This window comes from Sulfitobacter sp. EE-36 (genome assembly GCF_000152605.1).
Taxonomy (GTDB): Bacteria; Pseudomonadota; Alphaproteobacteria; order Rhodobacterales; family Rhodobacteraceae; genus Sulfitobacter; species Sulfitobacter pontiacus.
In genome coordinates, this window is record NZ_CH959310.1 from 191,828 (window position 1) to 216,237 (window position 24,410).

The window sequence follows — 24,410 nt, forward strand, 5'->3', positions numbered from 1 at the left end:
CCTAAATTAACATTCGGGGATACACCTATGCGTGGCCGTACGCCTCTGCAATGGCAACCTGAAGGGCTTGTCGGGGCGTCTGGTCGCCCCAAACCGCCAGTTGGACCGCGGGATAATACCGCTCTGCGTTGCTCACGGCGGCGTTGATCATGGTATCAATCTGCTGCGCAGAGGCATCCTGCCCCCCGGCAAGAACCAGCCCATAGCGATAAACCATCAGCTTTTGTTCCGGCCAATATGTGAAGGCACCGGTCCAGCATTGATCGTTCACATCGTTGAGCAAGTGATAGAGCACCGGCAGTTTTTCCGCGGGCGGATCCATTTCGAAGGTGCAGACAAGGCGCAGGGTTTCGTCAAAGGGCGACCACGCGAGGGTGATGGAATAGGTCCGCCACTGCCCTTCGACGGCCATCGCGATCTGTTCGTCCGATATACGGTCGAAGTCCCAGTCGTGATACGCCGCGAGATTTTCTACGATGTCGATGGGGTGAATGTCTTCTTCAAGATACTGCTCTGTCAGGGCCATGTGGTCACCTCTTTGGATCCGGGTATTCATATGCGCAGGCACATCAATACATGGGTGCATCTACCATAAATCGCCGAAGCTCTTAGCGACCTATACCAAATATGGTGCGCGCAACGCGGCCCTGAGGCAAGTCTTTTTCTGGGGGTAACCACGAAAGATAGGGGATAACCTCAGTATCTTGTGGATAAAAGCAGCATAACCCCCAATCTATAGAGCACTGACCCCGACAGACAGCATTAGAGGCGAAGATGCCACCGGGAAAACGAACACACCCGCCAAAAGGCGGGTGCGGATCACATCGTTCAACGTAGGCCGAAGGTAAGCGCGGCGATCAGCCCTTGCTGTCCATCGCATCAAGCCGCGCTTTCAGCGCTTCATTCTCTTCGCGGGCTTTTTGCGCCATGGCGCGCACCGCGTCGAATTCTTCGCGTGTCACAAAATCACGGTCTGCCAGCCAACGGTCCAGCATGCCCTTCATCGCGGTCTCTGCTTCGGTCTTGGCCCCTTGGGCCACGCCCATGGCATTGGTCATCATCTGCGAGATGTCGTCGAAAATCTTGTTGCGCGTTTGCATGGTCATTCTCTCCTGATCGGCTGTTGCTCACTATATGGTGTGCAAAGCGGGTTCTCGCAAGGTTGACTTCCGTTTACGGTCAGGCTCAATCAGCGCATGAATGCAATGCTCCCCTTCCCCGACCTGTCGCCCGAGATTTTCTCGTTCACGTTATTTGGCATGACCGTCGCCCTGCGCTGGTATGCGCTGGCCTATATCGTCGGCATCCTCGTTGGCTGGCGCATCGTTGTGCGCGCGGTTGAGCGGCCCAAGCTTTGGGCAGGCAATACCCCCGTCATGACCAAACAGCAGGTCGAGGATCTGCTTTTCTGGGTCATTCTCGGCGTCATTCTGGGCGGGCGTCTGGGATATGTACTATTCTATCAACCGGGCTACTACCTCAGCAATCCCGCGCAGATCCTGCGGATCTGGGAGGGGGGCATGTCGTTCCACGGCGGGGCGCTTGGGGTGATCTTTGCGGGCATCGCCTATACCAAGCGTCATGGCATTAGCACGATCTCTACCGGCGATGTCGTCTGTCTGGGGCTGGCACCCGGCCTGTTTCTGGGGCGTCTGGCGAATTTCATCAATGCAGAGCTTTGGGGCCGCCCCACCGATCTGCCCTGGGGCGTGGCCTTTCCCACGGTGGCCGCACAGGACTGCCCGGACATTGCGACGATCTGTGCACGGCATCCCTCGCAGCTATATGAGGCGCTGCTTGAGGGGCTGATCCTTGGGGCCCTGCTGATCTATCTGGCATGGCGGCGCGGCGGGCTGAAATCAGAGGGGCTGATCGGCGGCGTCTTTCTGGCCGGCTACGGGGCCGCGCGTTTCATCGTCGAATTCGTACGCCAACCTGATGCGCAATTTGTCAGCGCCAACAACCCGCTGGGGCTGGCGTGGCATGTAAACGGCTGGGGGCTGACCATGGGCCAACTGCTGAGCCTGCCGATGATTGCCATCGGGGTGTTCCTGATCTTGCGGGCGACGCGCAAGGCATGACCACACTGCGCGACATTCTACACAGCCGCATCGCGTCCAACGGGCCGATGCGGATCGACGAATATATGGCCACCTGCCTGCTGCATCCGACGCAGGGCTATTATACCACCCGTGACCCCTTTGGCACCCAAGGCGATTTTACCACTGCCCCCGAGATCAGCCAGATGTTCGGAGAGCTGTTGGGCCTGTGTCTCGCGCAGAGCTGGCTCGCCCAAGACGCGCCCTCGGCCTTCACCTTGGCCGAGCTCGGCCCCGGCCGCGGCACCCTGATGGCCGATATCCTGCGCGCGACCCGCAACGTGCCCGGCTTTATCGAGGCGGCGCGGATTACGCTGGTAGAGGCGTCCCCGACGCTGCGCGATGTGCAGGCCAAGACCCTTGCGGGGCATCAGGTGATCTGGGCCGACGGGACCGACGCGCTGCCCGACCAGCCGCTTTTTCTGGTGGCGAATGAATTTTTCGACGCGCTGCCGATCCGCCAGTTCGTCCGTGGCGAAACATCGTGGCGCGAACGGCAGATTGGGCTGGCGGACGGCGCGTTGAGCTTTGGGCTGGGGCCCGAACTGCCGCAACCCGCGCTGGCCGACCGGCTGGCTGATACCAAGCCCGGCGATCTGGTCGAGGATTGCACTCAGCTTGCGCCGATCCTCCACCCTGTGTCGGAACGGATCGCGACCCACGGCGGTGCCGCGCTGATCGTGGATTATGGCGACTGGCACAGTCTGGGCGATACCTTGCAAGCGCTGCAGGGGCATGAAAAAGCCGATCCTCTGGCCGCCCCCGGCCAAGCCGATTTGACAGCACACGTCGATTTTGAAAAGCTTGCCCTCGCAGCCGCACCGGCCAGCCACACCCGCATCACCCCGCAGGGCGTCTTTCTAGAACGCCTCGGGATCACTCAACGCGCACAGACCCTTGCCAAGGGCATGACCGAGGACGCGCTGAACGCCCATGTCGCCGCACATAGACGCTTGACGCATCCGTCAGAAATGGGAAATTTGTTTAAAGTGATGGGGATTTATCCTCCGCACCATAGCCCGCCCCCAGGATTGGAACCATGACGCTGGAAATACTCACCTCCGATAGTCTTGGCGACGTGCGCCACGGGTTCTTTACGCGCCGCGGCGGAGCCTCCTCTGGCGTGTTTGCCGGGCTGAATTGCGGGGTTGGCAGTTCCGACCAGCGCGAGGTCGTAGAGATCAATCGTGCCCGTGTCGCCGATGCAATGGACGTGGCACCGGACCATCTGGTTGGCGTGCATCAGATCCATTCCGCCACCGTCATTAGCGTCGATGGCCCCCTGAACGAGAAGCCCCGCGCCGATGCGCTGGTCACCGCGACACCGGGGCTGGCCTTGTCGATCCTGACCGCCGATTGCCAGCCTGTGCTGTTCCACGACGCCGAAGCCGGCGTGATCGGGGCGGCGCATGCCGGTTGGCGCGGCGCGCTTGACGGAGTGCTGACCGCCACAGTCGAGGCGATGGAAGACCTTGGGGCCACACGCGATAATATCACAGCGGTGATCGGCCCCTGCATCAGCCAGCGCGCCTATGAGGTCGGGCCAGAGTTCATCGATGCCTTCCTAGCAGAAGATCCGACATTCGCCCGCTATTTCGCAAATGGCACCGATGACCGGATGCAGTTCGACCTTGCGGGCTTTGGCCTGAACCGCCTGCGCGCGGCAGGTGTGGGCCATGCGGAATGGACGCGCCACTGCACCTATAGCGATGCGGATCGTTTCTATAGCTACCGTCGCAGCACCCACGCGAAAGAGGCTGACTATGGCCGGCTGATCGCTGCGATTGTGCTATAGAATCGTGAATTTAGGCAGCAATGCGACAGGCACCTGCCCAGATTTCGCCCCATAGCCGGCCAGCAGGCTGTTTAAATGCCGGCCCATTTTCTACCACAGGTCATAAATTCAAGGGTGTTTCGCGCTTTTGAGCGCGTGCCACAAACCGCGCCCAGGTCTGCTTAAATTATCTGTATTTTTTCGCGAAATGCCCAATCGGTGCCCGAAAGCATTTGCATAGTGATCCTCGACGAAAGGGCATTGCCCATAGACAATAGGATACAGAGCATGAAAACCAACGCACGCTTCATCAAATCGGTTATCGACGCTTCCAACAAGGAAGGCGTGAACCTGCCTTGGTCCCGTGGCACACGCCGCGCCGCGTTTATCGCGAAACGCGCTGCCCTGACGTCCCAGCAAAAAGCCGCCTGAAGAGAGTCGGCTTATGGCCCGGGGGGTCACGAGCCGCCGGTGACCCTGCGCGCGACGGGCGGGTGCCTGTCCGAACAGATGGTTTGAGACCGTTCACAAACATTCTCTGCGCGCGGGCCTCTCTCGCGCGGATTAATCCGGATCGCAGGTGTTTCAGCGGGGGCTAGGCACGTGGGATCGACCATATAAAGGTCACATTATGACATTGCATACTGCCCCTGATTTCATCCCCTCCCCTACACATACGGCGCAATCAGCAGCCTCCCGTTCGGTTCTGCGGGAGGCGCGGGCCCGATCGACCGGACGCACCCGCGCGTATGAGATTGCGGTGCTGCGTCAGGACGGCTCCGTCTTTGTGACCGAAGGCTACGCCCCTGCCACACCGTTGTTCGAAGAACCGTTTTCCGCTTTCGCCCATGGCACGTTGATCCGCACGACCCAAGGGGAAATCCCGGTCGAAGACCTTTGCCCCGGTGACCGGATCGTACAGGCCGACGGGCTGCACACTCCACTTCTTTGGGTTGGATCAAGCAAGTTCGTCCCTGCGGATATCGGCCATCGCACGCCGCTTGTACGGGTCATGGCGGACAGTCTGGGGCTGGCGCGCCCCTCTGGTTTCCTGACCTTCGGCCCCGCTGCGCGCATCCTGCATACGCCTCAAAGTCTTCGCGGCGCAGAGCAGACGCGCAAGGTCTTTACCCTTATGCGAGATCTGGTGGACGGGGTGAATATAATCGAAATTCAGCCTCCGACGCCGGTGCGGCTGTATCACTTGGGTCTTGCCCGTCATGCCGCGATCAGCGTCAGCGGTCTAGAGATGGAAACATTTCACCCCGGCCCGTCGACAATCGCAGCCCTGCCGCTTCATCAACGTGACGCGTTTTTATCAATGTTTCCGCATATCAATACTGCCAAGGATTTTGGCCCGCTGTGTCACCCCCGCGCGTCAGAACGGTTAGACCCGATCTACGCTGCGCAATAGGCCTTAGGGTTCGCTTTTCAGACGGCTTTCCAGCACATCAAAAGGCACGCCCGGTTCATCTTTGGCCGGGCGGATCACAAGGCTGGTTTTGACGCTTTCCACATTGGGCGTCGTCAGCAATTGTCCGGTCAGAAAGCTCTGGAAGCTGGACAGATCGGGGGCGACGCATTTCAGCAGGAAATCCACCTCGCCGTTGAGCATGTGACATTCGCGGACCAGCGGCCAGTTGCGGCACTTCTCTTCAAAGGCGGTGAGGTCGGATTCAGCCTGGCTGGCCAGACCGACCATTGCGAAGACCTGTACCTCGAACCCCAGCTCACGCGCGTTAACATTCGCGTGGTAGCCGCGGATATATCCGCTTTCCTCAAGGGTCCGGACCCGGCGCAGGCACGGCGGTGCAGAGATGCCTACACGTTTGGCCAACTCAACGTTGGTCATGCGCCCGTCCGCCTGCAATTCGGCTAAAATTTTCCGATCAATCGGATCAAGCCGCGTCCCTGCCATAATACCCCCATAGGATTTTCAATTGTTATAGCACCAACATCGTTGGACGCAATAATCTTTCGCCGGTGCGCAATGTTCTGAATTCAAGCAAAAATCAACCGCATTTTCGATGACGGCGATCTTTGCAGGGCGGATATGCAAACTTGGGGTTTAAGGCAACCCGAGGGGCGTCTATATCGGTTGGAACGCAACAAATGATACATTCTGGGGTTCTTTATCATGGCCGAAACTCGCGAAACCAAGCTTTTGATCATCGGCTCCGGCCCTGCCGGATATACTGCCGGTGTCTATGCCAGCCGCGCGATGCTGAACCCGATCCTTGTACAAGGCATCGAACCGGGCGGGCAGTTGACCACCACGACCGAGGTTGAAAACTGGCCCGGCGACAGCGAGGTCCAGGGCCCCGATCTGATGATCCGCATGCAGGACCACGCCAAGGCGATGGGGACCGAGATCATCGGCGACATCATCACCGATCTGGACCTGTCCAGCCGCCCCTTCCACGCCAAGGGCGACAGCGGCACGACCTATGTGGCCGACGCCGTGATCCTCGCAACAGGCGCACGGGCAAAATGGCTGGGGCTTGAGACCGAAGAGAAGTTCAAAGGCTTCGGTGTTTCGGCCTGTGCCACCTGCGACGGCTTCTTCTATCGCAATCAGGAAATCGTGGTCATAGGGGGTGGCAACACTGCCGTGGAAGAAGCGCTGTTCCTGACCAACTTCGCCTCCAAGGTCACCTTGATCCACCGCCGGGACGAGCTGCGCGCCGAGAAGATCCTGATCGACCGGCTGATGAAAAATCCAAAGATCGAACCGCTGTGGTTCCACCAACTGGATGAAGTCTATGGGACCGATGCGCCGCTTGGTGTCGAAGGGGTCAAGGTCAAGCATGTCGAAACCGGCGAGATCACCGATATTCCGTGCAAAGGTGTTTTCGTCGCCATCGGCCACGCGCCCGCGAATGAATTGGTCAAGGATACGCTGGAAACGCATATGGGCGGCTATGTCGTCACCAAGCCGGACAGCACCGAAACCTCTGTCCCCGGTGTATTCGCGGCGGGCGACCTGACCGACCACAAATACCGTCAGGCCGTGACCAGCGCCGGCATGGGCTGCATGGCCGCGCTAGAGGCTGAACGATTCCTTGCGGAAGTTGGCGATGACGAAGGCAAAGACACATCGCTGCCGCTTGGCTATGGAGCCGAGGTAAAAGACGACGCATAACGTTCGCCTAGGATGGCATTTGCTGGGATAAGATTGCCTTTTCCCAGCAAAAAACACGTCGCTGTCCGTAATTCGCCGCAAAGCGGCTACAAAGGTTGCCTAGCCCAATCGGTGCGGTCTATCAGCCCGAATATTCGAATTTGAACCCAAAATATTGCGAGACGCCCATGCAAACGCCCAACCTTGCTCCGATCCCTGAACTCTATGTCTCTTACGACTCGGCGCAGAAGCTGAAGGTGGAAGCTGGCGACCTGGTCAGCCATGACCTGACGCCGCGCCAGATCTGCGATCTAGAGCTGCTGATGAACGGTGGCTTCAACCCTCTCAAGGGTTTCTTGACCGAAGAAGACTATGACGGTGTTGTCGAAAACATGCGTCTGGCGGATGGGTCGCTGTGGCCGATGCCGATCAACCTTGATGTGTCGGAAAAGTTTGCCGAAGGGCTCGAGATCGGGCAGGACATTGCGCTGCGCGATCAGGAAGGCGTGATTTTGGCGGTGATGACGGTTACCGACCGTTGGGTTCCAAACAAGGCCCGCGAGGCAGAGAAAGTCTTTGGCGCGGATGACAGCGCGCATCCGGCGGTGAACTATCTGCACAACACCGCGGGCAACGTCTATCTGGGCGGTCCTGTGACTGGCATCCAGCAGCCCGTCCACTATGATTTCAAGGCGCGTCGCGACACGCCGAACGAGCTGCGTGCCTATTTCCGCAAGATGGGCTGGCGCAAGGTTGTGGCCTTCCAGACCCGCAACCCGCTGCACCGCGCGCACCAGGAACTGACCTTCCGCGCCGCGCGTGAAGCGCAGGCGAACCTGTTGATCCACCCCGTTGTCGGCCTGACCAAGCCCGGCGATGTGGACCACTTTACCCGCGTGCGCTGCTACGAGGCCGTGCTCAACAAATATCCCGCCGCCACCACCGCGATGAGCCTGCTGAACCTTGCCATGCGCATGGCTGGCCCCCGCGAGGCCGTGTGGCACGGTCTGATCCGCAAGAACCACGGCTGCACCCATTTCATCGTGGGCCGCGACCATGCGGGCCCCGGCAAGAACTCTGCCGGTGAGGATTTCTATGGTCCCTATGACGCGCAGGATCTGTTCCGCGCTCATGAGGAAGAAATGGGCATCGAAATGGTAGACTTCAAACATATGGTTTGGGTGGCCGAGCGCGCGCAATACGAGGCGATTGACGAGATCGAAGACAAGGATGACATCACCATCCTCAACATCTCGGGCACCGAGTTGCGCCGCCGTCTGCAGGAAGGGCTGGAAATCCCCGAATGGTTCTCCTTCCCCGAGGTGGTTGAAGAGCTGCGCCGCACCAAGCCGCCGCGCAACAAGCAGGGCTTTACCGTCTTCTTCACCGGTTTCTCCGGCTCGGGGAAATCGACAATCGCCAATGCTTTGATGGTCAAACTGATGGAGATGGGCGGCCGTCCCGTCACGCTGCTGGATGGCGATATCGTCCGCAAGAACCTGTCGTCGGAACTGGGCTTTAGCAAAGAGCACCGCGATCTGAACATCCGCCGCATCGGCTATGTCGCGTCCGAGATCACCAAGAACGGCGGCATCGCCATCTGTGCGCCGATTGCGCCTTACGCCACCACCCGCCGCGCGGTGCGCGAAGACGTGGAGAGCTTTGGTGCCTTCGTCGAGGTCCACGTCGCCACCTCCATCGAGGAATGCGAACGCCGCGACCGCAAGGGGCTGTACAAGCTGGCGCGTGAGGGTAAGATCAAGGAATTCACAGGGATCTCAGACCCCTATGACGTTCCCGAAACCCCCGAACTGCGCGTTGAGACAGAAAATGTCGACGTCGACAATTGCGCCGATCAGGTGCTGCTCAAGCTGGAAAGCATGGGGCTGATTAAGGGGTAACTCTTTCGCCAAGTCGAATACAGAAAGGCCAGCCTTCATAGGCTGGCCTTTTTCGTGCGTGTTGTTGGACCTCGTGCACAAAAAAGGGCCGCAAAATCGCGACCCTTTTCATTTAATTTTCGATGTTAAGACTTAATGCAACATCACGGGCGCATAGTCATGATCGCGCGCGAGGCTAAAGGCGAGCTTGCGGTCACCGACCAGCGCAAGCTGCTGCCCTTCGGCGTCATGCACGGCGTATAGCTGTTTTAGCCCTTCCGCCTGCTCGCGCACTTCGAGGGGAAGGTCGGACACGGCAATCATCTTGACGTAGACGGTACGGTCCTGAACATGCGTTTCTTCGTTATGCATTTTATTCCCCTTTTCTGATCTTGATGGTCTGAACGACTTTTTCGGGCTTGGCGCGGGTGAGATCGACGTGTAGCAGGCCGTTTTCAATCAGCGCTTCGCCAACGTCTACACCGTCGGCCAGTACGAAGGATCGTTGGAACTGGCGTGCGGCAATCCCGCGGTGCAAAAAGATTCGGTCTTCTTGCGTGTCGACCTGACGGCCACGGATCACAAGCTGTCTATCCTCAACGGTTATAGAGAGATCTTGTTCCGCAAAACCTGCAACCGCAAGCGTAATGCGGTAGCTATAGTCCGATGTTTGTTCAATGTTGAACGGTGGATATCCTTCGTTTCCGGCCTTCGCCGTACGTTCCATCACCCGTTCCAACTGCTCGAAACCCAGCATATGCGGGTAGGAAGCCAGCGTTAATTTCGTCATAAGACACGTCCTTTAAGATAAGCGACAGTCAGTCATCCGGCCCCGTATTCGGCGACCTGCATCAAATATGGGGGCCATGGGGGCAGGACGCAAGGGCTATGCCTTTGAATTGCAACCGCCTATATTCACAGGCCTAGATATAGCAAGAATCAGCCAAACCTATGAATCCTCCCTCCGACCTGTCGATGAAGAATGACGATGTCCTGCGTGTCGAGCTTGAGGTGTTTCGCCGCGAGCATCGCGATCTGGACGATGCCATTCAGGCGCTGGTCGACAAGGGGACGGGCGATCAGCTGACGCTGCAGCGGCTGAAAAAACGCAAGCTGCGCCTGAAAGACCTGATTGCCCAGATCGAAGACCGGCTGACCCCCGATATTACCGCCTGACAGCGCCCGCCAGCGGATTGCCACGCGGGCGATCATGGCTATAGTGCGCGCTTCTTATACGCTCTAGCAAAGGCCCTTTTTCATGGAAAATCCACCTGTCGGCATCATCATGGGCTCGCAGTCCGATTGGGCTACGATGCGTGAGGCAGCGACGCTGCTGGATGAACTTGGTATCGCGTACGAAGCCAAGATCGTATCGGCACACCGCACCCCCGACCGGTTGTGGAGCTATGGGAAAACCGCCGCCGACCGTGGCCTGCAGGTGATCATCGCCGGTGCGGGCGGTGCTGCGCATTTGCCCGGCATGATGGCGTCCAAGACCCGCGTGCCGGTGATCGGCGTGCCAGTGCAGACCAAGGCGCTATCGGGTGTGGATTCGCTCTATTCTATCGTGCAGATGCCCCGGGGCTTTCCGGTCGCGACGATGGCGATCGGTGCGGCAGGTGCTGCGAATGCCGCGTTGATGGCGGCAGGCATTCTAGCCCTCCAGGATCCTGCCCTTGCCACCCGCCTTGACGCTTGGCGCGATGCGCTTAGCGCGTCTATCCCAGAGGAGCCTTCGGATGACTGAAGCATTGAAGACAGGGGCCACCATCGGGATTTTGGGCGGCGGGCAACTGGGGCGCATGCTGGCCGTTGCTGCCGCACGTCTGGGGTTTCGCACGCATATCTTTGAACCCGGTGCCAACCCGCCTGCAGGTGATGTCGCCCATGCGCTGACCACCGCTGGCTATGATGACGTCGACGCGCTGACCGCCTTTGCCAAATCGGTTGATATTGTCACCTTCGAGTTTGAAAACATCCCGACAGATGCGCTGGATGTGATCGAAAACATCACCCCCATCCGTCCCAACCGCGAGGCGCTGCGCACCAGTCAGGACCGTCTGGTGGAGAAACAGTTCCTCGAAGGTTTGGGCCTGACTGTCGCCCCCTTTGCCGATATCGCCAATGCCGCCGATCTGGAGGCTGCGATGACGACGATCGGCGCGCCGTCGATCCTGAAAACCCGTCGCTTCGGCTATGACGGAAAGGGGCAGTCGCGCCTGCGCAGCGCGGATGATGCGGCGGGGGCCTTGGCAGATATGGCTGGCAATCCTGCGGTGCTGGAAGGCTTTGTGAACTTCACCGCCGAAGTGTCCGTGATCGCCGCGCGCAGCCCCTCGGGCGAGGTTGCCTGTTTCGATCCCGGTGAGAATGTGCACCGCGACGGCATCCTGCACACCACCACCGTCCCTGCCCGGCTCAGCGCCGCACAGCGCATGGATGCGGTACTGCTGGCCGCCAAGATCCTGAATGCGCTGGATTATGTCGGCGTGCTGGGGGTCGAGCTTTTCGTCACGCCGCAAGGTTTCATCGTGAACGAGATCGCGCCACGGGTGCATAACTCGGGCCATTGGACGCAGAACGGCTGTGCGGTGGACCAGTTCGAACAGCACATCCGTGCCGTGGCGGGATGGCCCTTGGGCGACGGCAGCCGCTATGCAGATGTGGTGATGGAGAACTTGATCGGCGACGATATGGACCGCGTGCCCGAGCTGGCGAAACAGCGCGACACAGCGCTGCATCTCTACGGCAAGGCCGACATCAAACCGGGTCGTAAGATGGGCCATGTGAATATCGTCAAACGGCCCAGCTAGGGCGATATCCGCGCGGGCCTAGCGAAGGAACCGCGCGGCAATATCACCGGACATATAGCTGACGCGCCCGCCCGACATCGTCAGGGCCACACGGCGCGTCTGCGCGTCGAGCACCAGTAGATCAGCCCGCTTTCCGGTGGCGATCACGCCCCGATCCGACAACCCCAGCACCGCCGCGGGCCCTGCCGATACCAAGTGCCACGCCTGCGCCAAGGGCAATACGCCACGATCCGCCAGCATGAAGGCCGCGCGTCGTGGCGACGGGTAATGGTAGTCAGAGGCAAGCGCCCCGCCGATCCCCATCGAAATCAGGTCAAGTGCGGAAACATTGCCGTTGTGCGACCCGCCGCGCACCACATTGGGCGATCCCAGCACCACATGATCCCCCGCCGCCGCTGCGGCTTCGGCTGCCTCCAACGTCTCGGGGAACTCGGCGACGCGCACGCCACGCTTGCGCCATAGGGCGCGCCCTTCGGCGGTGGTGTCATCATGGCTGCCCATCTGGATGCCCCGCGCCGCCAGCACCTTGCACAGCCAGTCCAGTGCCCCGGGGACATCCGCGCTTTGGGCGTGCAGGTCTTGCATCATCCGCAGATGGTCGTCCGGATTGCGTCCTGCCTTCAGCGCTTGCCCTACCATGCGTTTGGGCACCTGCCCTTTCGCCAGCCGGTCGTGCGGCAGATGGTCGTTGAACACGACATAGGACAGCCCCCAGTCCTGCATGCGCTGCGGCAGATCGGCGTAGAGGTCCAGCAGATGCGTCTCGAGCCGGAGCTGTCCGCGCAGGTCTGTAACCAACGTATCCGACACCTGCTGGATCGCGCCAAAGACCTGTTCGGCAAATTCATAGCCGCGCAAGCCGCCTTCCCAGCTGATGAACTGCGCCAGCACGGCGGTGGTGATGCCATTGGCGGCCAGCTCTGCCTCGGCGGCGACCAGACCCTCTTGCATGGTTTTCATCGCACCGCGACGGGGGGCGAGGTGCCGTTCGAACCCGTCCCCATGCACATCGACGATCCCCGGCACGATCATGTAACCGTCAAGATCAACGCGCGTGGTTTGCGCCGCATCGGTAATCAGCCCCTGCGCAACCGCCAGCGGGCGGGGCTCAAGCGCATCCGCGCCCAAGACGTGCGCCCCCGTAAATTCAACGTTCAGCATCGTTAGCCTTTTGTCCCGGCAAGCAGGCCCCATCGGGGCAGCCGATTGAATCAAGCACTGCGTCCACGAACCCCAGCGACCGGTCGAATTTCCCTGTGTCCAGATAGGTCATCGTCTGCGCAATCACCGTCGGGTTCATCATCATGAACGTATGCGTCACCGGCAGCATCAGAAAATCGCGCATCCCGTCGACCCGCGCGGATTGGACGGACACTTTGCCATCATCGCGCCCCGGCAGCAGCGACGAGAAATAGGGGTTCAGCGATTGCGTCCCCGCGATCACGCCCAGATCAAAGGTAACCGGAGGCAACCGCAGGGGAAGAGAGTTTTCACCCGTCCCCATCTGCGCCCCTGCGGGACCGTTCATCCAGTCAAAGGCGGCAAGATCACCCAGCGTGTCCACGACCTCGCTGCCGTGATTGGGCGGGGCCAGCATGACGACGCGGCCGATACGCGCATCGCCCGTTTCGGCAACCCATTGCCGCAGAAGGATACCGCCCATGGAATGGGTCACAAAATCAACCTTTTGCGTCCCGCATGCCGCGACTGCGTCGGGCAAGGTGCGGCGGGTCAGCTCTTCGACGGGGGCGGTGGTTGACGGGTAGCCGGGGCGCACCACGGTGTAGCCCTCGGTCTCGAGCGCGGCCTCCATCACGGCAAAGGAGGTCTCGGTCCGGGCGAGCCCGTGCAACAGCACCACGCAGCGCCCGTTTCCGGCTGTGGAAAGCGACGCTTGCGCCTGTGCCATGCCCGACAGCACGCCAAGCGAGAAAGTGATTGTGACCAGTGTTTTCATAGCTAGGATCAAATAGACTGAAAATGCCGCATGTGAAATGCTTTGACGCATGCGCCGCGAGATTGAGGGTAAGATGGCGGAAAATAGCCCGCGTTTGGCAGTTCGTGCCGTGTTGGTCCATGAAGGCCGCTTGCTGCTGGTCAACGCCTATCCCGATGGCAAAAGCGACCTGATGTGCGCGCCCGGTGGCGGGGTAGAACGCGGCAGCGCCCTGCCCGACAATCTGATCCGTGAGGTGTTTGAGGAAACCGGCCTGCAGATCGCCGTGGGGGTGCCCTGCTTGGTGAATGAATTCCACGACCCCGAGGGGGATTTCCATCAGGTGGATATCTACTTTCGCTGCACGGTGACCGGGTCTGCCGATGTGGACCCCGCGTGGCAGGACGCCGAAAGGATCGTGACCGACCGCCGCTGGGTCACCCCCGACGAGATGCGCGGCCTGCGGGTCAAGCCGGATAGTCTGGCGCAGGTCGCCTTTGGCAACGACCCGATCAGCTACGACCCGCTGGAGCCGATCGTGCGCTGACCGCCAGCCCGATCCCGCCAAGCACCAGCGCAGTGGCAATGATCACCTTTGCGCCCAAAGGCTCTGCCAGCAAAAGCGCACCGGCAAGAATCGCGATGACCGGCACCGATAGCTGCACCACCGCCGCCGTCGCCTGCGCCAGCCTTGGCAGCACCGCATACCACAGCGCGTATCCGAGGCCCGAGGTGACGGCCCCGCAGACCACGCCAAGAGCAATGCCCGTGGGGCTGTAGAATGTCGGCTGCACCAGCAGCAGGATAGCGACCAAGGGCGTGCAGATCACAAAGTTCCCCGCGCTGCCTGCCAGCGGGTCAGACGCACCTCGGCCAATGATCGTATAGGCGGCCCAGCCGAGCCCTGCGGCGATCATCAACACGGCGCCCAATGGGTCAACCGCCACGCCTTGCGACGGCCAGAGCACCAGCACCAATCCGGCAAAGGCCACCCCCGCCCCTAACAGCTTGCGCGGTGTCGGTGTCACGCCGAACAGCGCACCATGGGCGAACATGGCGATCTGAACCACACCGAACAGGATCAACGCGCCCAAGCCTGCGTCCAGCGTGAGATAGGCGAGCGAGAAACCGATGATATAGATGGCCAGCGTGACCGCCCCCAGCCCCTGTTGACGTCGCAGCAAGGGCACCCGCCCGCCGCGCAGCACGACCAGCAGCGCCAAGAGCACCGCCCCTGACAACACCCGCACAACGGCAAATCCGGTGGGGTCAATATGCCCGCCCGCGATGGCAAAGCGGGTCAGGACAGAGTTGGCCGCGAAGGCGACCATCACAAGGGCGGTGAGCAAGAAGATACGCATGGCGACTGCTTAGGCTACCGACGCGCGACGTACCACGAAAAAGGGGCGCATCTGGTGATGCGCCCCTTCATTCTGTCAGCACAAGGGCGTGATCGCCCCCGCGGCGTGATTTACATCATGCCGCCCATGCCGCCCATGCCCCCCATGTCGGGCATGCCGCCGGCTGCGCCGCCGTCTTTCGACGGTTTGTCGGCAACCATGGCTTCGGTTGTGATCAGCAGACCAGCAACGGATGCCGCGTCTTGCAGTGCTGTACGCACAACTTTGGCAGGGTCGATAACACCGAATTTGAACATGTCGCCATATTCTTCGGTCTGAGCGTTGAAGCCGAACTTCAGGTCGTCGCTTTCGCGGATTTTGCCGGCCACTACGGAACCGTCAACACCAGCGTTTTCAGCGATCTGACGCAGAGGCGCTTCGAGCGCTTTGCGGACGATGCCGATACCAACGTTCTGGTCTGCGTTGTCGCCTGTCAGCCCTTCGAGCTTTTTGCCCGCTTGGACCAGTGCAACACCACCACCAACAACGATACCTTCTTGAACAGCGGCACGTGTCGCGTTCAGGGCATCATCAACGCGGTCTTTGCGCTCTTTGACTTCAACTTCGGACATGCCGCCAACGCGGATCACGGCAACACCGCCTGCCAGTTTGGCAACGCGTTCTTGCAGCTTTTCTTTGTCGTAGTCGGATGTGGTTTCTTCGATCTGGTTACGGATCTGAGCAACACGTGCTTCGATCTCTGCCTTCTCGCCAGCGCCGTCAACGATTGTTGTTTCGTCTTTGGTGATGGTGACTTTCTTGGCCGAACCCAGCATGTCCATTGTAACGGACTCGAGCTTCATGCCCAGATCTTCGGAGATCACTTGACCACCTGTCAGGATCGCAAGGTCTTGCAGCATGGCTTTGCGGCGATCGCCGAAACCAGGTGCTTTGACCGCTGCGATTTTCAGGCCGCCGCGCAGTTTGTTGACAACCAGAGTTGCCAGCGCTTCGCCTTCAACATCTTCGGAGATGATCAGCAGTGGTTTTTGCGACTGGATCACTTGCTCAAGCAGGGGAACCATTGGCTGCAGCGAGGACAGTTTTTTCTCGTGCAGCAGGATGATCGCGTCTTCCAGCTCGACAGTCATCTTGTCGGAATTGGTCACGAAGTAAGGGGACAGGTAACCGCGGTCGAACTGCATGCCTTCAACAACATCGGTCTCTGTTTCCAGACCTTTGTTCTCTTCGACGGTGATCACACCTTCGTTGCCGACTTTCTGCATCGCGTCCGCGATCTGACGGCCGATTTCTTTCTCGCCGTTTGCAGAGATGGTGCCGACTTGGGCAACTTCGTCGCTGTCGTTGACAGGGCGCGCTGCTGCTTTGATCGCTTCGACGACAGTGGTGGTCGCCATGTCGATGCCGCGCTTCAGGTCCATCGGGTTCATGCCAGCGGCAACCGATTTCATGCCTTCTTTAACGATGGCTTGGGCCAGAACGGTTGCGGTTGTTGTACCGTCACCCGCTTCGTCGTTGGTCCGGGAAGCAACTTCCTTGACCATCTGTGCGCCCATGTTTTCGAACTTGTCTTCCAGTTCGATTTCTTTCGCTACGGATACACCGTCTTTGGTGATGCGAGGCGCGCCAAAGGATTTGTCCAGCACAACGTTACGGCCTTTGGGGCCCAGTGTGACTTTGACGGCATCGGCAAGGATGTTCACACCCTTAAGCATCTTGTTACGGGCGTCGGTCCCGAATTTTACGTCCTTAGCAGACATAGTGTCTCTCCTAATATCTTGGGTTGATGTCAGCGTATCTTGGGTGAGGCGCTAGGCCCCGGTCTGCCTGAGCTCAGGACAGGATCCCCATGATGTCGCTTTCTTTCATCATCAGCAGTTCTTCGCCGTCCAGGGTGACTTCTGTGCCGGACCATTTGCCGAACAGAACCTTGTCGCCGGCTTTTACAGCCATTGCGATCAGCTCACCGCTGTCCTTGCGCGCGCCTTCGCCACAAGAAACAACTTCACCCTCGGAGGGTTTTTCTTTTGCGGAATCAGGGATGATCAAGCCACCCTTGGTTTTTTCTTCGCTTTCGGTGCGGCGCACCAGCACACGGTCATGCAGCGGTTTAAATGCCATCTTTCAGCTCCTTAAGGCTCAAAGTTATTCTCCCAAGCCGCCCCTCCGGTCGAGGGGTGCAGCCATTAGCACTCAGCCCTGCCGAGTGCTAACGAGGGATAGCTAAGGATGTGCACGGCCCTAGTCAACCACGGTAATTTGAAAAATTTTAGCCAACTTGCCCCGTGGCCCGAGCAGGCTAGTCCGACCCGAGCACCCGCCCCGCGGCGGAAACGGCTTCGGCACCTGTCGGGGTCAGGCCGTATATGCCTGTCTCGATCTTTTCAAACCATCCGTAGTGATTGTCGCGCATCATGGCGGTTGCCCGCTGAACCTGGGTTTCGCGCGCGACATGGGCACCTTTGCTCGCCCCTGCCTCGAATAGATACATCGCGAGCTTCAGCGCATCCTGCCGATAGGCGGTGACCAGCCCTGCCCGCGTCTGCCCGCCGTCATTCGGGTCGCCCTGACGCCGTGCGAATTCACGCAGCAGCCGTGCCTGCCGCTTGGCGCTTTTGCGCGGCGCATAGGGGCCCGGATCGCAATGCACCTCGACCAGACCATCCTGCAGCCGCACGGTGATCACCCCCAACCCCAAACGCCGCGCCAGTGCCGTGTTGTCCTTGACCGCCTTGGCAAAACGTTTACCCGGCTGACGGGCGACCGCCAGGTAGACATCATCGCTGACCGACAGACGCGCGATACATTGATGAAACAGCGCGAGGCTAAAGCCCAGCTTCAGCTCGACCACCACCGGCGGCTCTGCCCCGCGAACAGCCACGACATCGGCAGCCCCCACCTCTGACTTCACGACATAGCCCTGATCCTCGAGAAAGGATTTGATCGGCGGGTAAAGGTCGGTTTCGCGCGGGTTTGTCATGGGTGCAGTGCTACCAGCTTTGCCCCGTTGCTGAGAACCCCAAAGCCGCGGCTATCAGGCAGGTGGTGACAACTGCGCCAACCAACCATATAAGGCGCGCAAATCAACACTCTCCCACTGCAGGACATTCCTATGACAACGCTTGTTTTTGGCCATAAATCCCCCGACACAGACAGCACCGGCAGCCCGATCATCTGGGCATGGTACCTGAATGAAATCAAAGGCGTCGACGCCGCCCCCGCCCTGCTGGGCGAGCCCAACACCGAAGCGCTGTTCATGCTGGACCACTGGAAGCTGGACAAGCCGCAGATCATCGACGACGTGCAGGCCGACCAGCCCGTTGTGATCGTTGACACCAACAACCCTGCCGAGCTGCCCGCCAGCATCAATGACGCGGACATCACCGCCATCATCGACCACCACCGTCTGGTGGGCGGGCTTGAAACCAAAGGCCCCGTCAACATCGTGATGGAGACGCTCGCCTGCACCGCGACGATCATGTACAAAATGATCGGTGATGACATGGCGCAGATGCCCACCAATATCAAAGGCGCGATGCTGACCTGCATCCTGTCCGACACGCTGGAATTCCGCAGCCCGACCACAACGCAAGAAGACACCGCCATCGCCCATGCGCTGGCCAAGGATCTGGGTATCGACATCGCTGAATACGCGGCGCAGATGTTTGCGGCGAAATCCGACGTATCGTCCTTCTCCGAGGCAGAGCTGCTGCGCATGGATTCGAAAGAATACGAAGTCGACGGCAAGAAATTCCGCGTCTCCGTTCTGGAAACCACATCGCCCGCAGCCGTGCTGAACCGTAAAGACGCGCTGATGGCCGCAATGCCCGGCGTTGCCACGGAAGACGGGGCCGATCAGGTATTGCTCTTCGTTGTCGACATCCTGAACGAAGAAGCCACCATGCTGATCCCCAACGACTTTACCAAGTCTGTGGCAGAGAAAAGCTTTGGCGCGACCGTCACCGGTGACAGCGTTGTCCTGCCCGGTGTGATGAGCCGTAAAAAGCAGATCATCCCGAACATCAAAGTCTAAACGGACCTATCTGGCTCCCTCCTTGGCGGGGGCACAAACGCAAAAGCCCCCCTGAGATCAGGGGGGCTTTTGTCATTTCAGCGCCGCGCCGAAGCGCGAGGGGCTTATACCTTCAAAGGGGTATCGCCGCGTTCCCATGCCAGCGGCTTGAACACGTCGTCGACGGGTGTCTGCGCGACGTGGTTCACGTAGTTGGAGATGGTTTTCTGCGCCATCCCAAGGATCACATCCAGCACCGCGCGGTGGCCATAGCCCGCGTCAAAGAACGCTTTCATCTGATCGTCGGACACATTGCCGCGCTGGCGGAACATCTGGACGGTAAAGGTGCGCAGCGCTTCCAGCTTGGGTGTCGGCAGCGCGGTTTCGTTGCGCAGCGCGTCCGAGATTTCGTCCGATACCTTCATCATCTTGGCGATACCTGTGTGCGCGGGGACACAGTAGTGGCATTCGTTCTCGACGTTGATCGCCTGCCAGACAACTGTCAGCTCTTCCGCATCAAAATCGGTTTCGGTGAACAGCTTGTGCAGCACCTGATAGCCTTCGTAAGCCTGTGGGCTTTCGGCCAGAACCTTGTGCAAACCGGGCAAACGGCCAAAGGCTTTTTGCGACTGCTCAAGCAGCGGCTTGGAGGCTTCGGGTGCGGTATCAAGATCGTGAGAGGGGAAGGACATGGAAAAGCTCCTGTAAATGTTTCGCTAAAGTACATTTAGGGTTTATTGAGCGATCACTCAAGTATATAATTGAGCAATCATTCAAGAAAAGGTGATCCCATGCCCCGCAAACCCAGCTATGACCGTGAAGATCTGATCGAACGCGCCCGCGATCTGTTCTGGCAACGCGGTTGGGCGGGTACGTCGCTGAAGGACCTGGAGGCGAGCCTCAAGATGAAGCCGGGCAGCTTCTATGCAGCGTTCGGGTCAAAGGATGCGCTGTTCGAACTGGCGCTTGATCGCTACGCCGCTGACGGGTCAGAGCGGATGAAGGCGCTTGCCCGTAACGAAGGCCCCCTGCCCGCGCTACAAAAATTCCCTCGCATGGTGATTTCGAATGACACCGCACCGGCCAAAGCCTGCATGCTCTCGAAAACCCTGCTTGAACTGCAAGCCCACCGTCATCCGCTGGCCCAAAAGGCAAACGCCCATCTGCTGAAGATGGAGCAGATGTTCGCAGAGCTGTTTTCCCAAGCCCAAGCCGCCGGTGACATCAGCACCGAACACGATCCGAGCAGTCTGGCGCGGCGCTACCAGTCCGATGTGCTGGGGCTGCGCGTCTCGGCGGAACGTGAGGGGGTGGATGCCGCCGCCATCGCGGGCGAAATCGCGGACGGGTTGGCGCGGCTCTGACACGCATCAGGGCGCGGGCCTGTTGCGCTGCCCAGTTGCCCCGCGGGGGGATGTGTGCTTTCTGCGGTGCAAAGCTCTTGCAGATTGGAAAGCGGCCCATGACCCAGATTATCAATAACCTTTTCGAAATCTCTGACCGCTATGACGCCTTGTTCGTCGACCTTTGGGGCTGCGTCCACGACGGGGTCAAAGCACTGCCGGATGCGGTCACCGCGCTGCAAGCCTATCGCAACGGCGGCGGCAAGGTGGTGCTGGTCACAAACTCCCCCCGCCCCCGCGACGGCGTGATCAAACAGCTGGCGCATTTCGGCGTACCGGATGATGCGTGGGACGATATTGCCACCTCGGGCGATTCTGCGCGCACGGCGATGTATCGCGGCATGGTGGGCAAACAGGTCTGGCACCTCGGCCCGCCCACGGACAAACACTTCTTTGATCCCAGCGACGTGCTTGATGATCCTGTCGATATCCAGCGCGTTGATCTGGAAGACGCCGAAGGCATCGTTTGCACCGGCCCGTTCGATCCGTCCGAAGACCCCTCCGTGCTGCGCCCGCAACTGCTTTATGCCAAGCAAAAGGGGCTCAAGCTGCTTTGCGCGAACCCCGATATCGTGGTGGACCGTGGCGATGTGCGCGAATGGTGCGCCGGTGCTGTCGCGGCGCTTTATACCGAGATGGGCGGGGAAAGCCTGTATTTCGGCAAGCCGCACCCGCCGATTTATGATCTGGCCCGCCGCAAGCTCTACGCATTGGACAAGGACATCACCGACAATGGCATTCTCGCCATCGGCGACGGCATCCATACCGATGTCAAAGGGGCCATGGGCGAGGACATCGATTCGCTTTTCATCTCTGGCGGTCTGGCCGCGCGGGAAACCAAAACGCAGACCCAGCCCGATCCCGAGGCGCTAACCCGTTATCTGGAAAAGGAAACATCGGCTCCGACCTACACAATTGGGCACCTACGCTGACCTACTTTTTCCTTGCGTTTCTGCGCTTGCAAAGTAATTAAGTTTCACACTGGATAAAACTGGCGTCACTTTATTACTGAAAGGGCTGGCATGTTGGATAATCTGCCCCGTGGAACGATCTGTATTGAAGATATCGAAATCGGCATGACGCGCTATCTGCGCAAGGTCATCACCGACGAAGACATCGAGATGTTCGCGCAAGTGTCCACTGATCGCAATCCGGTACATCTGGACGACGCCTATGCGCAGGACACGATCTTTGAGGGGCGGATCGCCCACGGCATGCTGACTGCTGGCCTGATCTCTGCCGTGATCGGAGAGCAGCTGCCGGGGCATGGCACCGTCTACATGGCGCAGTCGCTCAAGTTTCTGGCCCCCGTGCGCCCCGGCGATCTGGTCTATGCCGAGGTGAAGGTCACCAATATCGAATTCGACAAGCGCCGTGTGAAACTGGATTGCCACTGTGCGATTGACGGCAAAAAGGTCCTGATTGGCGAAGCAACCGTTCTGGCCCCGTCGCGCAAGTTCGACTGACGATAGCCCTCCCGCCAACGCCCGTACCACGACGCTGCGGTTTTTCGGTACCGTGACCCGCCCCGCTGCTTGTCAGCACCGGCAGAGGGGGCTACCACCAAGCGCATGGAAATCATTCGCGACTATCAATTTGTATCCGCTTCCGATCAGGGGGCGACCGCCGCTATTGGCAATTTCGACGGGGTGCATCTGGGGCATCGGTCGGTCATCGACATGGCCCGCGCCGCCCTGCCCGACGCGCCCTTGGGCGTGGTCACATTCGAGCCACACCCCCGCGAATATTTCGCCCCCGACGCCCCGCCCTTCCGCCTGATGGGCGCAGAGGCGCGCGCGCACCAGTTGCAAAAGATCGGCGTCGACAAGCTGTATGAGCTGGGGTTCGATGCAGCCCTATCCGGCCTCAGCCCCCGCGCCTTTGCGCAAGAGGTGATCGTTGATGGGCTGGGCCTGCGCCATGTGGTCGTGGGTGCGGACTTCCGCTTTGGCAAGGCGCGCGCGGGCACCGCTGAACAGCTGCAGGCCTTCGGTGCCGAGATGGGGTTCGGCGTGACCATCGCGCCGCTGATGGCGAAGGGCCCTGATACCGTGTCTTCGACCGCGATCCGCAACGCGCTGACAGAGGCACGCCCCCGCGACGCCGCCGCGATGCTGGGCCATTGGCACCGCGTTGAAGGCCCGATCCTGCACGGTGAAAAGCGCGGCCGCGAACTGGGCTACCCGACGGCGAATATGTCGATCGACGGGCTGCATCCGCCGGCCTTTGGTGTCTATGCCGTGCTTGTCGATGTGCTTGAAGGGCCGCAGGCAGGGCGCTACCACGGCGTTGCCAGCCTTGGCGTGCGCCCCATGTTCGGCGAGAACAGGGCCAACCTCGAGACATTCATCTTCGACTTCAAAGGCGATCTCTACGGCAAGCATGTCTCGGTCGCGCTGGTCGACCACCTGCGTGGCGAGGAAAAATTCGACAGTCTTGAGGCGTTGATCACCCAGATGGATGCGGACAGCGCACAGGCCCGCAGCATTCTGGCCGCGCTATGACCGATCCGATTGCCGCCAAAGGTCTTGCCAAACGGTTCTGGGAAAAGAAGCCGCTGACCAAGATGTCGCAAGACGAATGGGAAGCGCTGTGTGACGGTTGCGGAAAATGCTGCCTGAACAAGCTTGAAGACGAAGACACCGAAGAAGTCGCCCTGACCCGCGTGGCCTGCCGCCTGCTGGATGATGCGACCTGCCGGTGCAGCCACTACGAGAACCGGCACCAGTTTGTGCCCGACTGCATCGTTCTGAAGCCCGAAAATCTGGATACCCACGCCTATTGGATGCCGCTCACCTGCGCCTATCGGCTGCTGTGGCAGGGCAAGCCGCTGTATGATTGGCACCCGCTGATCAGCGGTGACCCTGATAGCGTGCATCGCGCGGGAATCTCGGTGCAGCATAACACCGTCTCGGAATTCGACACCCCGTTCGAGGAATGGGAAGACCACATCATTGAGGAGCCAACCTGATGTTTTTTGCCTCTGACAACGCGGGCCCTGTTCACCCCCAGATCATGAACCGTCTGGCACAGGCAAACACCGGACACGCGATGCCCTATGGCAACGATCCCATCATGGACGAAGTCCGCGACGCGATCCGCACCGCGTTCGAGGCACCCGAGGCCGCAGTCTATCTGGTCGCAACCGGCACCGCGGCCAATGCGCTCGCGCTGGCGTGCTACACCCAGCCGTGGCAGACGATCTTCTGCTCCGTCACCTCGCATATCCACGAAGACGAATGTAACGCACCCGAGTTCTATGCCGGTGCCGCGAAGCTGACCGTGGTGGAAACCGACGACAAGATGACACCCGAGGCTCTGACAAAGGCGATCGAGAAACACCCCGAGGGCAATGTACATGGCGCGCAGCGCGGGCCGGTGTCGATCACGCAGGTGACCGAACGGGGCTCGGTCCACACGCTGGAAGAGCTGAACGCCCTTACCGCTGTTGCCAAAAGCTATGACCTGCCGGTGCATCTGGACGGGGCGCGCTTTGCCAATGCGCTGGTTGCCCTGGGCTGCACCCCGGCAGAGATGACGTGGAAAGCGGGCGTCGATGTCGTCAGCTTTGGCGGCACCAAGAACGGTTGCATGGGTGTCGAGGCGGTGGTTTTCTTCGACCCCGCCAAGGCTTGGGAGTTCGAGTTGCGGCGCAAACGCGGGGCGCATCTGTTTTCCAAGCACCGGTTCCTGTCTGCGCAGATGGCGGGCTATATGCAGGATGATTTGTGGAAGACGACCGCCGCCTTGGCCAATGACAACGCACGCCATCTGGCCGACGGTTTGCGCGCCGCAGGGGCAACGCTGCTACATAAACCCGACGCCAATATGATCTTTGCCAAGTGGCCCCGCCGCATCCATCAGAAGCTGCATGATGCGGGGGCGAAATACTATGTCATGGACGGCTCGCTGGACAGCGGCGATCCAGATACGCCCTTATCGGCGCGGCTGGTCTGTGATTGGTCGATCGGCACAGAGGCGATCGACCAGTTCCTATCGTATTTCTGACGG

At 60.0% G+C, this 24,410-nt stretch carries 30 protein-coding genes; 18 read left to right on the top strand and 12 right to left on the bottom strand.

What is annotated here, in order from left to right; translation table 11 throughout:
- Window positions 1-25 precede the first annotated feature (25 nt).
- Both EE36_RS03450 and EE36_RS03455 read right to left on the bottom strand, forming a co-directional pair.
- The gene (locus tag EE36_RS03450) at window positions 26-526 is read right to left on the bottom strand and encodes a YbjN domain-containing protein (RefSeq protein ID WP_005849506.1); all 501 of its coding nucleotides are present in this window, start codon (window positions 524-526) and stop codon (window positions 26-28) included.
- Between the two features lie 331 nt (window positions 527-857).
- Window positions 858-1,100 (bottom strand): accessory factor UbiK family protein, encoded by a 243-nt coding sequence (locus EE36_RS03455; protein ID WP_005849508.1) that lies wholly within the window; start codon window positions 1,098-1,100, stop codon window positions 858-860.
- A gap of 96 nt (window positions 1,101-1,196) precedes the next feature.
- Here EE36_RS03455 and lgt point away from each other — a divergent pair, with 96 nt between their 5' ends.
- From lgt to EE36_RS03475, 5 genes are all read left to right on the top strand, one after another.
- Window positions 1,197-2,081 (top strand): prolipoprotein diacylglyceryl transferase, encoded by an 885-nt coding sequence (lgt, locus tag EE36_RS03460; RefSeq protein WP_005849509.1) that lies wholly within the window; start codon window positions 1,197-1,199, stop codon window positions 2,079-2,081.
- Window positions 2,078-3,142 carry a class I SAM-dependent methyltransferase gene (locus EE36_RS03465; RefSeq protein WP_005849511.1) on the top strand — a complete coding sequence of 355 codons (1,065 nt, stop codon included), beginning with the start codon at window positions 2,078-2,080 and terminating at the stop codon, window positions 3,140-3,142. The genes lgt and EE36_RS03465 overlap by 4 nt, the downstream gene beginning before the upstream one ends.
- A complete protein-coding gene (gene pgeF / locus EE36_RS03470) occupies window positions 3,139-3,894 on the top strand; it encodes a peptidoglycan editing factor PgeF (protein WP_005849512.1) in 756 nt (251 codons plus the stop codon). The genes EE36_RS03465 and pgeF overlap by 4 nt, the downstream gene beginning before the upstream one ends.
- A gap of 267 nt (window positions 3,895-4,161) precedes the next feature.
- The gene (locus EE36_RS17570) at window positions 4,162-4,305 is read left to right on the top strand and encodes a hypothetical protein (protein WP_005849514.1); all 144 of its coding nucleotides are present in this window, start codon (window positions 4,162-4,164) and stop codon (window positions 4,303-4,305) included.
- A 199-nt stretch (window positions 4,306-4,504) separates the two neighbouring features.
- Complete coding sequence (locus tag EE36_RS03475) at window positions 4,505-5,287, top strand: Hint domain-containing protein (RefSeq protein ID WP_005849516.1); 783 nt, start codon at window positions 4,505-4,507, stop codon at window positions 5,285-5,287.
- Between the two features lie 3 nt (window positions 5,288-5,290).
- On the opposite strand, the gene EE36_RS03480 is transcribed toward EE36_RS03475, so the two are convergent.
- A complete protein-coding gene (locus EE36_RS03480) occupies window positions 5,291-5,791 on the bottom strand; it encodes an Lrp/AsnC family transcriptional regulator (protein WP_005849518.1) in 501 nt (166 codons plus the stop codon).
- Window positions 5,792-6,010: 219 nt separating this feature from the next.
- Between EE36_RS03480 and trxB the strand changes: the two genes are divergently transcribed.
- Together trxB and EE36_RS03490 are read left to right on the top strand one after the other, a co-directional pair.
- Entirely contained in the window at window positions 6,011-7,015 is a 1,005-nt protein-coding gene (trxB, locus tag EE36_RS03485) for a thioredoxin-disulfide reductase (RefSeq protein WP_005849520.1), read from the top strand.
- Window positions 7,016-7,182: 167 nt separating this feature from the next.
- Window positions 7,183-8,895: a bifunctional sulfate adenylyltransferase/adenylylsulfate kinase gene (locus tag EE36_RS03490; protein ID WP_005849524.1), complete on the top strand. Its 1,713-nt coding sequence runs from the start codon at window positions 7,183-7,185 to the stop codon at window positions 8,893-8,895.
- A 132-nt stretch (window positions 8,896-9,027) separates the two neighbouring features.
- Here EE36_RS03490 and EE36_RS03495 read toward each other — a convergent pair whose 3' ends face one another.
- Window positions 9,028-9,246 carry a DUF1150 family protein gene (locus EE36_RS03495; protein WP_005849526.1) on the bottom strand — a complete coding sequence of 73 codons (219 nt, stop codon included), beginning with the start codon at window positions 9,244-9,246 and terminating at the stop codon, window positions 9,028-9,030.
- A gap of 1 nt (window position 9,247) precedes the next feature.
- Complete coding sequence (locus tag EE36_RS03500; RefSeq protein WP_005849527.1) at window positions 9,248-9,664, bottom strand: Hsp20 family protein; 417 nt, start codon at window positions 9,662-9,664, stop codon at window positions 9,248-9,250.
- A gap of 161 nt (window positions 9,665-9,825) precedes the next feature.
- On the opposite strand from EE36_RS03500, the gene EE36_RS03505 reads away from it, so the two are divergent.
- The 3 genes from EE36_RS03505 to EE36_RS03515 all read left to right on the top strand — a co-directional run bounded on the left by EE36_RS03505 (window position 9,826) and on the right by EE36_RS03515 (window position 11,687).
- Window positions 9,826-10,050 (top strand): YdcH family protein, encoded by a 225-nt coding sequence (locus tag EE36_RS03505; protein WP_005849528.1) that lies wholly within the window; start codon window positions 9,826-9,828, stop codon window positions 10,048-10,050.
- An 82-nt stretch (window positions 10,051-10,132) separates the two neighbouring features.
- The gene (gene purE, locus EE36_RS03510) at window positions 10,133-10,621 is read left to right on the top strand and encodes a 5-(carboxyamino)imidazole ribonucleotide mutase (RefSeq protein ID WP_005849530.1); all 489 of its coding nucleotides are present in this window, start codon (window positions 10,133-10,135) and stop codon (window positions 10,619-10,621) included.
- A complete protein-coding gene (locus EE36_RS03515; protein ID WP_005849532.1) occupies window positions 10,614-11,687 on the top strand; it encodes a 5-(carboxyamino)imidazole ribonucleotide synthase in 1,074 nt (357 codons plus the stop codon). The genes purE and EE36_RS03515 overlap by 8 nt, the downstream gene beginning before the upstream one ends.
- 18 nt (window positions 11,688-11,705) lie before the next feature.
- Here the strand turns inward: EE36_RS03515 and EE36_RS03520 are convergent, their stop codons facing one another.
- Window positions 11,706-12,848, bottom strand: a complete 1,143-nt coding sequence (locus EE36_RS03520; protein ID WP_005849534.1) for an alpha-D-ribose 1-methylphosphonate 5-triphosphate diphosphatase — start codon at window positions 12,846-12,848, stop codon at window positions 11,706-11,708.
- Complete coding sequence (locus tag EE36_RS03525; protein WP_005849535.1) at window positions 12,835-13,644, bottom strand: triacylglycerol lipase; 810 nt, start codon at window positions 13,642-13,644, stop codon at window positions 12,835-12,837. The genes EE36_RS03520 and EE36_RS03525 overlap by 14 nt, the downstream gene beginning before the upstream one ends.
- Before the next feature lie 49 nt (window positions 13,645-13,693).
- On the opposite strand from EE36_RS03525, the gene EE36_RS03530 reads away from it, so the two are divergent.
- On the top strand, window positions 13,694-14,170 hold the full coding sequence (locus EE36_RS03530; RefSeq protein ID WP_005849537.1) for an NUDIX domain-containing protein: 477 nt from the start codon (window positions 13,694-13,696) through the stop codon (window positions 14,168-14,170).
- Here EE36_RS03530 and EE36_RS03535 read toward each other — a convergent pair.
- The 4 genes from EE36_RS03535 to EE36_RS03550 form a co-directional block, all read right to left on the bottom strand.
- Window positions 14,136-14,984, bottom strand: coding sequence for a DMT family transporter (locus EE36_RS03535; RefSeq protein WP_005849539.1), 849 nt, complete (start codon window positions 14,982-14,984; stop codon window positions 14,136-14,138). The genes EE36_RS03530 and EE36_RS03535 overlap by 35 nt on opposite strands.
- Window positions 14,985-15,094: 110 nt before the next feature.
- On the bottom strand, window positions 15,095-16,744 hold the full coding sequence (gene groL, locus EE36_RS03540; protein ID WP_005849541.1) for a chaperonin GroEL: 1,650 nt from the start codon (window positions 16,742-16,744) through the stop codon (window positions 15,095-15,097).
- 73 nt (window positions 16,745-16,817) lie between these two features.
- On the bottom strand, window positions 16,818-17,105 hold the full coding sequence (locus tag EE36_RS03545; RefSeq protein ID WP_005849542.1) for a co-chaperone GroES: 288 nt from the start codon (window positions 17,103-17,105) through the stop codon (window positions 16,818-16,820).
- Window positions 17,106-17,283: 178 nt separating this feature from the next.
- Window positions 17,284-17,964: a DUF2161 domain-containing phosphodiesterase gene (locus tag EE36_RS03550; RefSeq protein WP_005849544.1), complete on the bottom strand. Its 681-nt coding sequence runs from the start codon at window positions 17,962-17,964 to the stop codon at window positions 17,284-17,286.
- Between the two features lie 132 nt (window positions 17,965-18,096).
- On the opposite strand from EE36_RS03550, the gene EE36_RS03555 reads away from it, so the two are divergent.
- Window positions 18,097-19,017 carry a manganese-dependent inorganic pyrophosphatase gene (locus EE36_RS03555; protein WP_005849546.1) on the top strand — a complete coding sequence of 307 codons (921 nt, stop codon included), beginning with the start codon at window positions 18,097-18,099 and terminating at the stop codon, window positions 19,015-19,017.
- Between the two features lie 104 nt (window positions 19,018-19,121).
- Here the strand turns inward: EE36_RS03555 and EE36_RS03560 are convergent, their stop codons facing one another.
- Complete coding sequence (locus EE36_RS03560; protein WP_005849548.1) at window positions 19,122-19,688, bottom strand: carboxymuconolactone decarboxylase family protein; 567 nt, start codon at window positions 19,686-19,688, stop codon at window positions 19,122-19,124.
- 99 nt (window positions 19,689-19,787) lie between these two features.
- On the opposite strand from EE36_RS03560, the gene EE36_RS03565 reads away from it, so the two are divergent.
- The 6 genes from EE36_RS03565 to EE36_RS03590 all read left to right on the top strand — a co-directional run bounded on the left by EE36_RS03565 (window position 19,788) and on the right by EE36_RS03590 (window position 24,407).
- A complete protein-coding gene (locus tag EE36_RS03565; protein ID WP_005849550.1) occupies window positions 19,788-20,360 on the top strand; it encodes a TetR/AcrR family transcriptional regulator in 573 nt (190 codons plus the stop codon).
- A gap of 98 nt (window positions 20,361-20,458) precedes the next feature.
- Window positions 20,459-21,331, top strand: coding sequence for a TIGR01459 family HAD-type hydrolase (locus EE36_RS03570; protein WP_005849552.1), 873 nt, complete (start codon window positions 20,459-20,461; stop codon window positions 21,329-21,331).
- 90 nt (window positions 21,332-21,421) lie between these two features.
- Complete coding sequence (locus EE36_RS03575) at window positions 21,422-21,865, top strand: MaoC family dehydratase (protein WP_005849555.1); 444 nt, start codon at window positions 21,422-21,424, stop codon at window positions 21,863-21,865.
- 105 nt (window positions 21,866-21,970) lie between these two features.
- Window positions 21,971-22,903 carry a bifunctional riboflavin kinase/FAD synthetase gene (locus EE36_RS03580; RefSeq protein WP_005849556.1) on the top strand — a complete coding sequence of 311 codons (933 nt, stop codon included), beginning with the start codon at window positions 21,971-21,973 and terminating at the stop codon, window positions 22,901-22,903.
- On the top strand, window positions 22,900-23,370 hold the full coding sequence (locus tag EE36_RS03585) for a YcgN family cysteine cluster protein (RefSeq protein ID WP_005849558.1): 471 nt from the start codon (window positions 22,900-22,902) through the stop codon (window positions 23,368-23,370). The genes EE36_RS03580 and EE36_RS03585 overlap by 4 nt, the downstream gene beginning before the upstream one ends.
- Entirely contained in the window at window positions 23,370-24,407 is a 1,038-nt protein-coding gene (locus EE36_RS03590) for a low specificity L-threonine aldolase (protein WP_005849560.1), read from the top strand. Before EE36_RS03585 ends, EE36_RS03590 begins: the two co-directional genes overlap by 1 nt.
- Window positions 24,408-24,410 lie beyond the last annotated feature (3 nt).

What these genes read in the sequence shown, in the direction of transcription:
- trxB (WP_005849520.1), top strand. Translation starts at nt 6,011, where the DNA reads ATGGCCGAAACTCGCGAAACCAAGCTTTTGATCATCGGCTCCGGCCCT.
- EE36_RS03465 (WP_005849511.1), top strand. Translation starts at nt 2,078, where the DNA reads ATGACCACACTGCGCGACATTCTACACAGCCGCATCGCGTCCAACGGG.
- groL (WP_005849541.1), bottom strand. Translation starts at nt 16,744, where the DNA reads ATGTCTGCTAAGGACGTAAAATTCGGGACCGACGCCCGTAACAAGATG.
- EE36_RS03490 (WP_005849524.1), top strand. Translation starts at nt 7,183, where the DNA reads ATGCAAACGCCCAACCTTGCTCCGATCCCTGAACTCTATGTCTCTTAC.
- EE36_RS03520 (WP_005849534.1), bottom strand. Translation starts at nt 12,848, where the DNA reads ATGCTGAACGTTGAATTTACGGGGGCGCACGTCTTGGGCGCGGATGCG.
- EE36_RS03590 (WP_005849560.1), top strand. Translation starts at nt 23,370, where the DNA reads ATGTTTTTTGCCTCTGACAACGCGGGCCCTGTTCACCCCCAGATCATG.
- EE36_RS03560 (WP_005849548.1), bottom strand. Translation starts at nt 19,688, where the DNA reads ATGTCCTTCCCCTCTCACGATCTTGATACCGCACCCGAAGCCTCCAAG.
- purE (WP_005849530.1), top strand. Translation starts at nt 10,133, where the DNA reads ATGGAAAATCCACCTGTCGGCATCATCATGGGCTCGCAGTCCGATTGG.
- EE36_RS03565 (WP_005849550.1), top strand. Translation starts at nt 19,788, where the DNA reads ATGCCCCGCAAACCCAGCTATGACCGTGAAGATCTGATCGAACGCGCC.
- EE36_RS03455 (WP_005849508.1), bottom strand. Translation starts at nt 1,100, where the DNA reads ATGCAAACGCGCAACAAGATTTTCGACGACATCTCGCAGATGATGACC.
- EE36_RS03555 (WP_005849546.1), top strand. Translation starts at nt 18,097, where the DNA reads ATGACAACGCTTGTTTTTGGCCATAAATCCCCCGACACAGACAGCACC.
- EE36_RS03530 (WP_005849537.1), top strand. Translation starts at nt 13,694, where the DNA reads ATGCGCCGCGAGATTGAGGGTAAGATGGCGGAAAATAGCCCGCGTTTG.
- lgt (WP_005849509.1), top strand. Translation starts at nt 1,197, where the DNA reads ATGAATGCAATGCTCCCCTTCCCCGACCTGTCGCCCGAGATTTTCTCG.
- EE36_RS03495 (WP_005849526.1), bottom strand. Translation starts at nt 9,246, where the DNA reads ATGCATAACGAAGAAACGCATGTTCAGGACCGTACCGTCTACGTCAAG.
- EE36_RS03550 (WP_005849544.1), bottom strand. Translation starts at nt 17,964, where the DNA reads ATGACAAACCCGCGCGAAACCGACCTTTACCCGCCGATCAAATCCTTT.
- EE36_RS03535 (WP_005849539.1), bottom strand. Translation starts at nt 14,984, where the DNA reads ATGCGTATCTTCTTGCTCACCGCCCTTGTGATGGTCGCCTTCGCGGCC.
- pgeF (WP_005849512.1), top strand. Translation starts at nt 3,139, where the DNA reads ATGACGCTGGAAATACTCACCTCCGATAGTCTTGGCGACGTGCGCCAC.
- EE36_RS03580 (WP_005849556.1), top strand. Translation starts at nt 21,971, where the DNA reads ATGGAAATCATTCGCGACTATCAATTTGTATCCGCTTCCGATCAGGGG.
- EE36_RS03505 (WP_005849528.1), top strand. Translation starts at nt 9,826, where the DNA reads ATGAATCCTCCCTCCGACCTGTCGATGAAGAATGACGATGTCCTGCGT.
- EE36_RS03480 (WP_005849518.1), bottom strand. Translation starts at nt 5,791, where the DNA reads ATGGCAGGGACGCGGCTTGATCCGATTGATCGGAAAATTTTAGCCGAA.
- EE36_RS03515 (WP_005849532.1), top strand. Translation starts at nt 10,614, where the DNA reads ATGACTGAAGCATTGAAGACAGGGGCCACCATCGGGATTTTGGGCGGC.
- EE36_RS03575 (WP_005849555.1), top strand. Translation starts at nt 21,422, where the DNA reads ATGTTGGATAATCTGCCCCGTGGAACGATCTGTATTGAAGATATCGAA.
- EE36_RS03545 (WP_005849542.1), bottom strand. Translation starts at nt 17,105, where the DNA reads ATGGCATTTAAACCGCTGCATGACCGTGTGCTGGTGCGCCGCACCGAA.
- EE36_RS03570 (WP_005849552.1), top strand. Translation starts at nt 20,459, where the DNA reads ATGACCCAGATTATCAATAACCTTTTCGAAATCTCTGACCGCTATGAC.
- EE36_RS03450 (WP_005849506.1), bottom strand. Translation starts at nt 526, where the DNA reads ATGGCCCTGACAGAGCAGTATCTTGAAGAAGACATTCACCCCATCGAC.
- EE36_RS03500 (WP_005849527.1), bottom strand. Translation starts at nt 9,664, where the DNA reads ATGACGAAATTAACGCTGGCTTCCTACCCGCATATGCTGGGTTTCGAG.
- EE36_RS03585 (WP_005849558.1), top strand. Translation starts at nt 22,900, where the DNA reads ATGACCGATCCGATTGCCGCCAAAGGTCTTGCCAAACGGTTCTGGGAA.
- EE36_RS17570 (WP_005849514.1), top strand. Translation starts at nt 4,162, where the DNA reads ATGAAAACCAACGCACGCTTCATCAAATCGGTTATCGACGCTTCCAAC.
- EE36_RS03475 (WP_005849516.1), top strand. Translation starts at nt 4,505, where the DNA reads ATGACATTGCATACTGCCCCTGATTTCATCCCCTCCCCTACACATACG.
- EE36_RS03525 (WP_005849535.1), bottom strand. Translation starts at nt 13,644, where the DNA reads ATGAAAACACTGGTCACAATCACTTTCTCGCTTGGCGTGCTGTCGGGC.